Annotated in this window: 10 protein-coding genes; 6 read left to right on the forward strand and 4 right to left on the reverse strand. The window is 60.6% G+C overall.

Features of this window, described 5'->3' with window-relative positions; translation table 11 throughout:
• Positions 1 to 97: 97 nt before the first annotated feature.
• The 5 genes from pheS (at position 98) to JJ889_RS02945 (ending at position 6575) form a co-directional block, all read left to right on the forward strand.
• A complete protein-coding gene (pheS, locus tag JJ889_RS02925) occupies positions 98 to 1180 on the forward strand; it encodes a phenylalanine--tRNA ligase subunit alpha (RefSeq protein WP_291891397.1) in 1083 nt (360 codons plus the stop codon).
• Positions 1181 to 1191: 11 nt separating this feature from the next.
• Complete coding sequence (pheT, locus tag JJ889_RS02930; RefSeq protein WP_291891399.1) at positions 1192 to 3591, forward strand: phenylalanine--tRNA ligase subunit beta; 2400 nt, start codon at positions 1192 to 1194, stop codon at positions 3589 to 3591.
• A 6-nt stretch (positions 3592 to 3597) separates the two neighbouring features.
• Complete coding sequence (locus JJ889_RS02935; RefSeq protein WP_291891401.1) at positions 3598 to 4206, forward strand: nucleotidyltransferase family protein; 609 nt, start codon at positions 3598 to 3600, stop codon at positions 4204 to 4206.
• Between the two features lie 251 nt (positions 4207 to 4457).
• Positions 4458 to 5861, forward strand: coding sequence for a peptidoglycan-binding protein (locus JJ889_RS02940; protein WP_291891402.1), 1404 nt, complete (start codon positions 4458 to 4460; stop codon positions 5859 to 5861).
• A 24-nt stretch (positions 5862 to 5885) separates the two neighbouring features.
• Positions 5886 to 6575, forward strand: coding sequence for a hypothetical protein (locus tag JJ889_RS02945; RefSeq protein WP_291891403.1), 690 nt, complete (start codon positions 5886 to 5888; stop codon positions 6573 to 6575).
• A gap of 68 nt (positions 6576 to 6643) precedes the next feature.
• Here JJ889_RS02945 and JJ889_RS02950 read toward each other — a convergent pair whose 3' ends face one another.
• From JJ889_RS02950 to JJ889_RS02960, 3 genes are all read right to left on the reverse strand, one after another.
• A complete protein-coding gene (locus tag JJ889_RS02950; protein WP_291891404.1) occupies positions 6644 to 7978 on the reverse strand; it encodes a hypothetical protein in 1335 nt (444 codons plus the stop codon).
• Positions 7979 to 8098: 120 nt separating this feature from the next.
• Positions 8099 to 8623, reverse strand: coding sequence for a GNAT family N-acetyltransferase (locus tag JJ889_RS02955; protein WP_291891405.1), 525 nt, complete (start codon positions 8621 to 8623; stop codon positions 8099 to 8101).
• 2 nt (positions 8624 to 8625) lie between these two features.
• A complete protein-coding gene (locus tag JJ889_RS02960; protein WP_291891406.1) occupies positions 8626 to 9213 on the reverse strand; it encodes a DUF1134 domain-containing protein in 588 nt (195 codons plus the stop codon).
• A gap of 192 nt (positions 9214 to 9405) precedes the next feature.
• On the opposite strand from JJ889_RS02960, the gene JJ889_RS02965 reads away from it, so the two are divergent.
• The gene (locus tag JJ889_RS02965) at positions 9406 to 11592 is read left to right on the forward strand and encodes a M3 family metallopeptidase (protein ID WP_291891407.1); all 2187 of its coding nucleotides are present in this window, start codon (positions 9406 to 9408) and stop codon (positions 11590 to 11592) included.
• Between the two features lie 50 nt (positions 11593 to 11642).
• Here the strand turns inward: JJ889_RS02965 and JJ889_RS02970 are convergent, their stop codons facing one another.
• On the reverse strand, positions 11643 to 12080 hold the full coding sequence (locus tag JJ889_RS02970; RefSeq protein WP_291891408.1) for a BLUF domain-containing protein: 438 nt from the start codon (positions 12078 to 12080) through the stop codon (positions 11643 to 11645).
• Positions 12081 to 12144 lie beyond the last annotated feature (64 nt).

The raw sequence follows: 12144 nt of genomic DNA on the forward strand, positions 1-12144 counted from the left end.
GGGCCTTTTCTTTTGTCCGATTGAGTTTGACCGCGCCTCCCGGTCGACACCTGAAAAATCACCGGTTAAACCCTGCAGGACAGGTAAGGGTCACAGCATGACAGACACGTCCAATCTCGACACGCTTGAACGCGATGTTCTCTCCCAGATCGAAGCAGCCGGTAATGAGGCTGGTCTCGATGAAATCCGCGTTTCCGCGCTCGGCAAGAAGGGTTCGGTGAGCCTTATGATGCGCGAGCTGGGCAAGATGAGCCCGGAAGAGCGCCAGGTCATGGGGCCGGCCCTGAATGGCCTGAAGACCCGGCTCAATGACGCCATCACGGCACGCAAGGATACGCTGGAAAATGCGGCGCTAGATGCGGCCCTTGCCAGCGAGACCGTGGATATCTCCCTGCCGGTGCGCCCGCAGCCACAAGGCTCGCTGCACCCGATCACCCAAGTGATGGAAGAGCTGGCCGTGATCTTTGCCGATATGGGTTTCGCCGTGGCGGAAGGTCCCGATGTCGAGGACGATTTCCATAATTTCACCGCGCTGAACTTCCCGGAAGGCCACCCGGCCCGCGACACCCAGGACACCTTCTTCATGCAGCCGGATGCCGACGGCAATCGCAAGGTTTTGCGCACGCATACCTCGCCGGTCCAGATCCGCACCATGCTCGAGCAGAAGCCGCCGATCCGCATTATCGCGCCGGGCCGTGTCTATCGCTGTGACTGGGACCAGACCCACACGCCGATGTTCCACCAGGTCGAAGGCCTGGTCATCGACAAGGACACCCATATGGGCCACCTCAAGGGTGTGCTGCTGGATTTCATCGCCGCCTTCTTCGAGACCGACAAGGTCGAGGCGCAATTCCGTCCGCACCACTTCCCCTTCACCGAGCCGTCTGCAGAGATGGACGTGAAGTATGAGCGGGTTGGCCAGGCCGTGAAAGTCGGTCAGGGCGATAAATGGATGGAAATCCTGGGCTGCGGCATGGTCCACCCGAACGTGATCCGCAATTGCGGTCTCGATCCGGACGAATACCAGGGCTTTGCCTTCGGTATGGGCGTGGATCGCCTGGCGATGCTGAAATACGGCGCGCCGGACCTGCGTGACTTCTTCAATTCCGACAAGCGCTGGCTGGCCCATTACGGCTTCAGCCCGCTGCTCCAGGCCAACCTGGCGACCGGCCTTAGCTAAAGAAGATTGCTATGAAATTCCCTCTTTCCTGGCTGAAATATCACCTCGAGACCGACGCATCTCTGGCCGAGATCGCCGATGCCATGACCATGGCAGGTCTGGAGATCGAAGATATCGACAATCCGGCCGAGAAGTTTGGCGAGTTTACCGTCTGCTACGTCAAGGACGCGGTGAAACACCCCGATGCTGACAAGCTGCGTGTGTGCACGGTCGACACCAGGGATGGCGAGAAACAGATCGTCTGTGGTGCGCCCAATGCCCGTGCCGGCATGTATGCTGTGTATGCACCCCTGGGGACCTATATTCCCGGCCTCGACTTTGCGCTGGACAAGAAGCCACGCAAGATCCGAGGCGTTGAAAGCCATGGCATGATGTGTTCGGCCAAGGAGCTCGAGCTCGGCGAGGACCATGACGGCATCATCGACCTGGACGGCGAGTGGGAAGTTGGAACCCCGGCTGTCGTCGCCCTGGGCCAGGACGACCCGGTCATCGACTTTGAAGTTACCCCGAACCGTCCCGACTGGCTGGGTGTGCGCGGTATTGCCCGTGATCTGGCCGCGACCGGTATCGGTACGCTGAAGGATGTTCCGGTCAACGAGATCGAGGGCTCATTCCCGTGCCCGGTCGAGATCAAGCTGGACTGGCCGGAAGCCTGCCCGGTCTTCATGGGCCGCATAGTGCGCGGCGTGAAGAATGTGGAGAGCCCGGACTGGCTGAAAAAGGCGCTGACCTCCATCGGTCTGCGCCCGATCAACGCCCTAGCCGACATCACCAATCTGATTTCCTACGACCGCTGTCGTCCGCTGCACGTCTATGATGCCAGCAAGCTGACCGGCGCCATCCATGCCCGCAAGGGGGCTGGCGAGACGGACAGGTTCGAGGCGCTGGACAACAAGGAATATGTCCCGGCTGACAGCATGTGTGTCATCGCCGACGAGGCGCGCGCGCTCGGTTTTGGCGGCGTCATGGGCGGTGTTTATTCCGGCTGTGAGAGCGATACGACGGATGTCTTCATCGAAGCCGCCTGGTTCGATCCGCTGATCACCCGCGCCACCGCCAAGGCCACCGGCATCGATAGTGATGCGAAATACCGTTACGAGCGCGGTGTGGACCCGGCGTCCTGCCGTGACGGCATCGAATACGCCACTCGCCTGATCCTGGATATCTGCGGGGGTGAAGCCTCCGAGGTTCTGGTCGCGGGCGAAGTTCCGGCCAAGCCGGCCGACATCGAGTTCCCGGTCACCGAGGTCAAGCGCCTGACCGGGCTGGACCTTCCGCGTGAAGAGATCGTGCGCATCCTGGAAACGCTCGGTTTCGAACCGGTCGGCGAGGGCGATATGCTGACCGTGGGTGTGCCCAGCTGGCGTCTGGATTGTTCGCAGAAAGCCGATCTGGTCGAGGAAGTCGCCCGGATCCACGGTTTCGACAATCTCGAAGCCCTGTCCCTGCCGCGTTTGCCGGGCCGCCGCGAAGCGCCGGCCACACCGATGCAACTGCGTGCGCGTTACGCGCGTCGCGCCCTGGCCAGCCGGGGTTACAGCGAGGCCGTGACCTGGTCCTTCTGTGAAACTTCCCAGGCCGCGCTGTTTGGCGGTCATGGCGAAGGCCTGACGCTGGACAATCCGATTTCATCCGAGCTGGACGTCATGCGCCCGACCGCGCTGATCCACCTGCTGACGGCCATGCAGGCCAATGCGGATCGCGGCCAGGCCGGTGCAGCCCTCTTCGAGGTCGGACCGATTTATCTGTCCGATGCGCCTGACGGCCAGCGCCTTGTCGCAACCGGCGTCATGCCGGTGCAGGCGGACCGTCACTGGACCGGTCAGCGCGAGCCCGATGTGTTCGACGTCAAAGCCGATGTCATGGCCGCTCTGGAAGCGGCCGGTGCGCCGGTCGGCTCGCTGCAGACGGTGGCCGAAGCGCGCGAGTGGTGGCATCCGGGTCGTTCCGGTGTCATGCGCCTGGGGCCGAAAAACGTCATGGCCGAGTTTGGCGAGATCCATCCGCGCGTGCTCAAGGCGCTGGATATTGACGGTCGTGTTCTCGCTTTCGAGATCGTTCTGGACAATATCCCGATGCCGAAAAAGGTGTCCGGTCTGAAAGCCCGCACCCAGCTGGACAAGGCGGACCTGACGCCGGTGCGTCGTGACTTCGCCTTCCTGGTCGACAAGAGCGTTGCAGCCGATGCAGCGATCCGTGCGGCCAAGGGCGCGGACAAACAGCTGATCACGGGTGTTTCTGTCTTCGATGTCTATGAGGGCAAGGGTGTTCCGGAAGGCCAGGTTTCACTGGCGCTGGAAGTCACGCTCCAACCACGTGAAAAGACTCTGACAGACGAGGAAATCGAGGCGGTCGCCGGCAAGATTGTCGCCAAGGTAACCGGTGCAACGGGCGGCAGCCTGCGCAGCTAGTCCGGCATGGCCATCGATCTGGACGAGATCCGAAATGCGAGCCGGGACGTGCAGTCCCGGTTCGTGCTCGATGCCGTCCTGGCCAATCCGCACCATCGCGCCATCCTCGAGCACGATCTAGTCCGGGGGCTGCCCGAGCCCTTCCTGATGGCAGGCTCGGTCTACAAGGCCGTCTGGAATGCGCTGTTGGGCGAGGCACCGGATTTCGGCGTCAATGATTACGACCTAGCCTATTTCAATCCGGACGACCTGACCGAAACCAGCGAGGCGGCGATTGAGGTCTCCATCGCAGACGCTTTTCGCGAACGTGGTATCGAGGTCGAAGCGTGCAACCAGGCGCGTGTGCACATCTGGTTCAACAGGAAATTCGGCACCCGGCGGGAGGCATTGTCTTCATCGCTTGAAGCGGTCGAAAAGTTTGCTTCTCGTACCCATGCAATCGGGCTGTTTGTCGGCGCTAACGGCCAGCCGGCGCTGCATGCGCCTTTCGGTTTCGAGGAGCTTTTGAGCCTTCATATACGCCCGGCGCCGGACCTTTCCGGAGCGGCGGCATGGAATGCCAAATGTGATGAACAATCGCGCCTCTGGCCCGGCTTGCGTTTCGAGCGCGCCTGACTATCGCAATGCGAGAGCCTGATCGAATTAATTCAACCCATTGGGGAATCTCGTCTATTCCACCGAGAGTTGATCAATTTTTTGGGAAAAATCGTCTCTGGCGTATGGCCTGAAAGGACCGGTCGAGCTAACATCGTTAATGGAGCGTTAAGCGCCTGATTGCCCGTTACGGTTTATTGCCCGGGCTAATCGGGGGTGTTGCGGGGCGAATCATTTTGCAGCCGCAAGTAGTTTCCGGGGGGGAGTATCGAATGCTGGAGCGGTGGACTGCCTTTCTCGCGCAAGCGGCTGCGACCGTGCTCGTGCTGATTGGCCTTGTCGTGCTTCTGGGCTTTACCCACATGCGAAGCTATCGCGCTGGTTTCTGCGCCAACAATGCCTGTGAATCCGAGGCTGCATTGCCACAACAGACCAGTGACCCCCTGGTGTTGCCGCAACAGAACGAAAGCGGTCTGATGACGGCTACCGCGGCCATGCCGGGCACACAATCGACCAATCCGGCGGCAGCCAGTGGCCAGCCCATACCCGATCCGCCGCCAAACCTGTCCGCGCGTCCCGCTACCGATGATGACGAGGATGAGCTGCCGGTGTCCGATCGTGTTTCGGGCACACGCCAGATCAACGGATCCTCGCGCCGCTCCGGCAGTTCCGGTCGTCGTGGCAGTTATGACGAATACTACCCGACACCGGGTGACGATATCTGCAACGATTATGAAGGCCCGGTGACGGACGCCGACCTGGCGCGTTGCTGGCTGCGCATCGGTGACGCCTATCAGTCCATCGGCCAGCTCGACTTTGCCCGTCGCGCCTGGGATCGTTCGCTGGAGATCGGTGCCTATCGTGGTGCCCAGGCCTCTCTGGTTGCCCAGCAGCGCATGCAGGCGGCGACACTCGCCCAGGCCTGCCGTACGACTTATGAAAGCCTTGAGCGAATTTCCCGTGGCCATCGCCTTGGTGAAGTCGAGGGCGGCGGTATCATCGATCTTCAACTGCGGCAGCAATCCCTGGCTGCGTTGGGGTATTACGCCGATGAGGTGGATGGGTCCTATGGTCCGAACACCCGCCGCGCGGTTCGCGACTTCCAGGCTGATATGGGCTTTGACCAGACCGGCGCGCTCAATCCGCGCGAGACGGTCGACCTGATCTGTCACGCTGCCATCACTGCTCGCGATCCTGGCGCCCAGAACCTGCTGGGCATCATGTTTGCGACCGGTCTGGGTGTGGAACTGAATGTCGACATGGCCATTGAATGGCTGGAGATCGCTGCGACGCGCGGTCATCCGGAAGCCAATTTCAACCTCGCCCTGATTTATGGCACCGGAACGATCCAGGGCAGCTATCGCATGTGCGGTGTCGTCGAGAGCCCAGAGCGTGCGGACAGCTATCTGCGCCGCGCCGCCGAGCTGGAGCACGGTCGTGCGCGCTTTATTCGTGACAATGAGGGTTTCCGCCAGGACGCGGTGTCACGCTGGGACAATATCGCGGCCCGTCTGGCCAGTGAGGCCGCCCAGGCCCGAGATCCGTTCTGGGAAGCCTGGCAGGCCCGCCTCGACGAGGCCGAGGCCGACGCAGCCTATCGGGCCATTCAGCCTGGATGTTATCTGACAGCGGTTGCTGAACGTGCCGCCGCTGCCGAAGAGGACCCGGCGCCCTGATCGGCGCCCGGAGGGAGTGGAAAGATGAAGAAACTCGGACTTGGACTTGCTCTTATCGCGCTGGCAGGCTGTCAATCTGCTGGTTCGCACGAACATATGTTCCACGCGGGTATCGTTCCGGCGGTTGATACCGACCTTGAGGCTCGCAGCATTTGTTCCGCGACCTCTTACGAACAAGATCGCAATATCTATCTCACGGGCGTGCGGGAGATGCGTCGTGGGTTGGGTATCATGCAAGGGCCGGAAATCGGCGGGGTAACGCTTCCGCAAGGCGCCCCGGATCAAAGCCCTCGTTCGCCGAGCGCCTATAACAACCACGAGCCGGCCGTTTCGGATGTGGTGTATCTGATTTCCCAGTTCGAGGCAGAACTTGATGGCTCCTATGACGCGGTCGTCCAGAGCTGTCGAGCCTATAATCAGTGCATGATCCAGAATGATTATACGGAGAGCGATTGTAACCGGATCCAGGGCCAGTGGTCTGACAGCCAGGTGCGCTTCCACCAATTGGCCGAGCGCATGGCTGATGTTCGCGCGCAGGTCGCCCAGTCCTGCGGTGACTGTGTGCCAAGCCATTATCGTGGCCATCACGCACGCCATGAGGGCGAGCGCGGTGATTACGGTGACTATGCCGGTGAGCGTCGCCGTGCAGATACGCCCGACAGCTATTACGGACCCTTCTCGGCCGGGAATGGGCAGCCGAGCACTGGTGACTGATCCAGGCGAAAGCGTTGAATGAGAACGGGGCCCCGCAAGGCCCCGTTTTTGTGTGTGCAGATATCCGGCTAGAAACTGCCGCCGATGCGGTTTTTCCAGTAGCCGACATCCTCGGCATATTTGCCAACCATTTCGCCCAGCACATTGTCCAGCAGCAGGCTGTCAAAACCGATCCACTCATCCTGGTTGATCTCGTCGATACTCGTCATCGAGTGACGCAGGAAGATCACATAAACCCCGATGAGGGCGATGAAGAGGAAGGCGAAGATCAGTCCGAGATCGGCAATGCGAGCCCAGAGGTCAAAGGCGAGGCTGTCGGCGAATATGCTGTTCACTCCGACCATGACGATCAGGAACAGCGCCGGGATCATCACCAGGTAATAGCCGGAATTGCGCAGGATCTGGAACATCACCCCGCGGATGAAGCTCTCGATGAAGAAGATGCGCCACGCGATCCACAAAACGGTCGTGTGCCATTTGCGGGCCTGTTTGGAGAATTCGCTGGCATCCTTTTCCTGACCGACAGTCACTGATTTCGCCAGCCCCTCGGCGGTGCGGAAATGGTCGTTCATGCGCGCCAGATAGCGGGTGATGAAATTGGACAGTTCGCGGAAGTTGTTGCGCTGATAAGGCGCGTACTCCACGTAATAGGCAATCCACATGGCAAAGGCGCCGCCCAGCGTCGTCAGGGCGGCAAACCCGGCCTGGTTGATGTCAGTCACATCCATTGCCAGCGGACCCAGCTGCAAACCATCACCCAGCCCCATCATCGCGGCCAGGCCCAGCGCCACACCATCATTATAGATCAGGTTGATGATCAGGATGGAGGAGATGATGGCGGAAAAGACCACAGTCAGCTTGCGCACATTGCCGTTGATCTCCTTGCGCATCTGGTTGAGCAGGTAAAGGCAGCCGGCATCTTCGGGGAAGTGGCGGGCGATGATCGCACCTTCCTCATCTTCATAGAGGTTCTGACAGTCAGCCGAGATCGGGACCCGACCGTTGAGGAAACGCGTACCTTCGGCGTGATAACGCTCGGCGACCTCATCGCTCAGCTCGGTGGGCATTTTGATATAACCGACAACCACGCTCAGCCAGTTGAAAAGCACGCCATGGCGAGTGATGTGTTTGTCTTCGTGCTTGAAATCCTCGCCCAGGGCCCGCTCGGTCTCGGTCTGTGGTCGCGAGGCCCGGGACAGGGCAGCCCAGGCACTGGTACCGCTGTGCGCAGACTTCACCATGCCCGCCGAGGCATTTCCGCTCGGCTTGATGCGGAAGATGCGCATGACCGGGCGGAAAACCGGGGCGACGACGCGGGAGAGCAATTGCAGTGGGATCTGCCGCGCCAGCACCAGCAGGATCAACAGCCCGATCCCGGCCAGAAGTACAAGTCCGTTCGCCATGATCTCTCCCCACTCTCAACAAACACGTCTTACGGGAAGTATCGCATTTTGAGAGGCTAGGGCGAAGGGGAAACGCCCGGGTCCCGTCCCCTTTTGGCAGCCGGTCGTCCCTGTGCGGCTTCAGTCCTCGTCCGCTGCGAACGCGGCGTGATAGGCAATCGTCACGTGGGTGACATCTATCGGCGCGCCAGACAGGCTGAGCAACTGGAAGGCATCGCCGTACGTCGCTTCCGGGTCGGCCTCCCAGAACCAGTTGATATCGCGTGCCGGCGTGAAGCCGAACCGCTTGTAGTAGGCGGGGTCACCGAGCAGGACGCAGAAGGGAACGCCCAGCTTCTTCAGATACTCCAGCCCGTGTTCGATCAGGGCGCTGCCGATGCCGCGTTTCTGTACATCCGGCGCGACAGCAACGGGGCCAAGCCCGATGCCGTAGAGTTCGGTTCCCGAGGTGGTCCGCCCTGTGACCGGGGCGAACATGATCTCCCCGACGATACGTCCATGGTCTTCGGCGACAAGTTCCAGCGTATCCGCGTCGGCCGCGCGAAGTGCGCGCACAATCCGGCTTTCTGCTACGCCATCAAAAGCGGCGTCCAGCAATTGCCGGACGCCGTCTGTCTCATCCTCGTCGAAAGCGCGGATCTGCATGGCTAGAACGGCAGCCAGCGGCGATTACGCGAATAGGCCAGATAGCCAACATTCGCACCGGCGCGTAGGCCGACACCGGAACGGATCGGGGCGAGGGTGATCTCGTCAGCGCGCTGATAATTCACGCCCAGGCCAGCGATGAAATAGGCCGATCCCTCGACGCCCGGAAAACGCTGATACAGGCGATCGACATCGTCCAGATTATAGACCAGTACAAACACGCGGCTGGCATTGCCACCGGCATCCCACCCGATGGAGGGGCCGCGCCAATAGACTTTCTCGCGCTCGCCGGATTTCAGTGTCAGATAGCCTTCGCCATAGCGAAGGCCGATGCCGACTGCGCCTGCGACTTCCTCGCCGGCAACATAGCCAACCGGGCGCCCGAGATCGGAAAACACGCGCTCCAGCACGCTGGCCGCAGCTTCCGCGGTGACGCCGAAGAAGTCAGCGACAGCATCGACGACCTCATCCTGGGAATAGGTGTCAACGGGTTCGGAGTACTCGCTTGGCTGACCATAATCGGGGTCCTGGGCCAGCCCGGGAGCGGCCAGAAGGCTCAGGGCAGCAAATGCAGAAAGGGCGCGGCGCATGATACTCTCCAAAACTGGGTTCGCGGATCTATTGCCAAGCGAATAGGGCGAGAGAGCGGCGAATCCCTTAGCGCTTGGTTAATCTCGCGAAGAGTTCATCTCTCCGGGCTGCGTCATGATGCATGTTTCATTTTAATCTCTTCCTTTCACTCGATAGATTTCCCGGCAGTGATTGCTGAAGGGGAAAACGCAATGCGCAATGTGCTTTTGATGTCCGTGGCGGGGCTGGCCGTTTTGGCGGCTGCCTGTACGCCGGACAGTGAGACTGAAACCGATATGACCGCTGCCAACGATGCCCAGGTCGAATCTGCGGCTGAGGCCACGATGTCCGACAATGTCCTGCTGGCCGAGTGGAGCGGCCCGTATCAGGGCGTGCCGAACTTTCAGAGCGCGACGCTGGCTGGCCTGCGTTCTGCGGTCGAGGAAGGCATGGCGCTGAACCTGGCCGAAGTCGATGCCATCGTGAACAATCCGGAACCCGCGAGTTTCGAGAACACGATCGTTGCGCTCGAGCGAGCAGGTCAGCCGCTTGGCCGTGTCTTCAGCTATTGGGGTATCTGGTCATCGAATGTGTCGACGCCGGAATTCCGCGATATCCAGCGCGAGCTCTCCCCGCAGCTAGCGGCGTTCAACTCCCGGATCACCCAGAACGAGGCGCTCTTCAGCCGCGTCCGTGCTGTGTATGAGGGCGCGGAAATGTCCGGCCTTCGTGTTGACCAACAGCGCCTTGTCCAGCTGACCTATGATGGTTTCGCCCGCAATGGCGCGACGCTGGAAGGCGAGGCGGCCGAGCGTTATGCGGCGATCCAGCAACGCCTGGCTGAATTGCACACGCAATTCTCCAACAACGTGCTGCACGATGAGGAGAATTACGTCACCTATCTGAGCGCTGACCAGCTCTCTGGCCTGCCGTCCGGCTTTGTTCAGGCGTCTGCAGCAGCGGCATCTGCGCGTGGCCAAGAAGGCCAGTACGCGATCACCAATACGCGTTCTTCCATGTCACCCTTCCTGACTTTCTCGGACGAGCGTGAGCTGCGCGAACAGGTCTGGCGCAATTATTACAGCCGCGGCGATAATGGCGATGAATTCGACAACAACGCCATTATCACCGAGATCCTGCAGCTGCGCCACGAGCGTATCCAGCTGCTGGGTTATGACAATTACGCTCAGTGGCGCCTGGAAAACCGCATGGCGGGCACACCCGAGCGTGCGCTGGAATTGATGGAAGGTGTCTGGGGTGCGGCAGTGGCGCGCATCGAGGAAGAAGTCGCTGATATGCAGGCCCTGGCGGATGCTGATGGTGCCGGCATCACCATCGAGCCGTGGGATTATCGCTATTACGCGGAGAAAGTCCGCCAGGCGCGTTATGACCTCGACAATAACGAGGTCGCCCAATACCTGCAGCTCGATAATCTGCGCGAGGGCATGTTCTACGTGGCCGGCGAACTGTTCGGTTTCGACTTCCGGGCTTTGCCGGTGGGCGAGGTCTCCGTCTGGCATGATACGGTGCGCGTCTGGGAAGTCACCAATCGCGAGACAGGCGAGCATGTCGGTCTGTGGTATCTCGATCCCTTCGCTCGTCAGGGCAAGCGTTCAGGCGCCTGGGCGAACAGCTTCCGTAGCCACACCACCTTTGATGGCCAGACCAATGTCTTGGCGACGAACAATTCCAACTTCGTCGAGCCGGCCCCGGGTGAGCCGGTCCTGGTCAGCTGGGATGATGCGGAGACCTTCTTCCATGAATTTGGCCACGCCCTGCACTATCTGTCTTCCAACGTCGCCTATCCGACGTTGAATGGCGGTGTGCGCGACTACACCGAGTTCCAGTCGCAATTGCTCGAGCGCTGGCTGTCGACCGAACCGGTGATCGCCAACTATCTCGTGCACGCGGAGACTGGCGAGCCGATGCCGGAAGCGCTGATCGAGCGCATCAATGAGGCAGCGAACTTCAATCAGGGTTTTGCAACGGGCGAATATCTCGCCTCGGCCCTGATGGACATGGTCTATCACACGACAGACCCGGCCGAGATCGGTGATCCGGACACGTTTGAGCGCGAAACGCTGGAGCGTCTGGGCATGCCGTCGGAAATCGTCATGCGTCACCGCAGTCCGCATTTCGGACATGTCTTCTCTGGTGAGGGCTATTCCGCCGGTTACTACGGTTACATGTGGGCGGACGTCCTGACCGCTGACGCGGCTGAAGCCTTTGAAGCGGCACCGGGTGGTTATTATGATGCCGAGATGGCCCAGCGCCTGGTCGACTATCTGTTTGCGCCTCGAAATGCGATGGATCCGGCAGAGGCTTATCGCCTGTTCCGCGGGCGTGATGCCGAAGTCTCGGCATTGATGCGGGATCGCGGATTCCCGGTCACCGAATAGGGTCGACACGAATTGATCAAGGAAAAGGCGGCTCATTGGAGCCGCCTTTTTTACTGCACGCCGATGGATACTCCTGGCGAGCCCCGGAAGCCCAGAAAGAGCGCCCGGACATCTGGTGTGACACTGACGGGCAGAGCGCCTGCGACGCCAGTTGATGTCTGTTGCTTCATGTCTGCTTGCGGGCGAACCTGCCGAGCGACATGGCACCCCATACGCCAGTCGGGGAAACAGCGCGTTTCGCCGTCTGTCTGCAGCACGACAACCGGGTTGGAGTGGCGAGAATCCGCACAAATCGCTTGATAGGTGGACTCCACGGCCGCCTTTGGCCCCTCCAGCAATTGCATGAAATGACCGTCCAGCGAGAGCAGGAAGCCCGTAATACCCATCTCGGCATTATTACGGCGTGCCGCGTCGAGAATAGCGTCCAGGCTCGGTTGGTCGAGACCAGGCGCTGTCGTGGATACGTATACCAAGCGGTGTACCGCCATTAAATCCTCCAAACTTGTCGACTAAGCCGGGCTCCGCCTCTTCCACCATGTCGTGGCGCTCGCC

The sequence above is a fragment of the Maricaulis sp. genome (assembly GCF_017643475.1).
Taxonomy (GTDB): domain Bacteria; phylum Pseudomonadota; class Alphaproteobacteria; order Caulobacterales; family Maricaulaceae; genus Maricaulis.

Bases quoted from the DNA above. Each gene is read 5' to 3' on its own strand.
- JJ889_RS02950 (WP_291891404.1), bottom strand. From the start codon at position 7,978: ATGGCGAACGGACTTGTACTTCTGGCCGGGATCGGGCTGTTGATCCTG.
- pheT (WP_291891399.1), top strand. From the start codon at position 1,192: ATGAAATTCCCTCTTTCCTGGCTGAAATATCACCTCGAGACCGACGCA.
- JJ889_RS02970 (WP_291891408.1), bottom strand. From the start codon at position 12,080: ATGGCGGTACACCGCTTGGTATACGTATCCACGACAGCGCCTGGTCTC.
- JJ889_RS02940 (WP_291891402.1), top strand. From the start codon at position 4,458: ATGCTGGAGCGGTGGACTGCCTTTCTCGCGCAAGCGGCTGCGACCGTG.
- JJ889_RS02945 (WP_291891403.1), top strand. From the start codon at position 5,886: ATGAAGAAACTCGGACTTGGACTTGCTCTTATCGCGCTGGCAGGCTGT.
- JJ889_RS02965 (WP_291891407.1), top strand. From the start codon at position 9,406: ATGCGCAATGTGCTTTTGATGTCCGTGGCGGGGCTGGCCGTTTTGGCG.
- JJ889_RS02960 (WP_291891406.1), bottom strand. From the start codon at position 9,213: ATGCGCCGCGCCCTTTCTGCATTTGCTGCCCTGAGCCTTCTGGCCGCT.
- JJ889_RS02935 (WP_291891401.1), top strand. From the start codon at position 3,598: ATGGCCATCGATCTGGACGAGATCCGAAATGCGAGCCGGGACGTGCAG.
- JJ889_RS02955 (WP_291891405.1), bottom strand. From the start codon at position 8,623: ATGCAGATCCGCGCTTTCGACGAGGATGAGACAGACGGCGTCCGGCAA.
- pheS (WP_291891397.1), top strand. From the start codon at position 98: ATGACAGACACGTCCAATCTCGACACGCTTGAACGCGATGTTCTCTCC.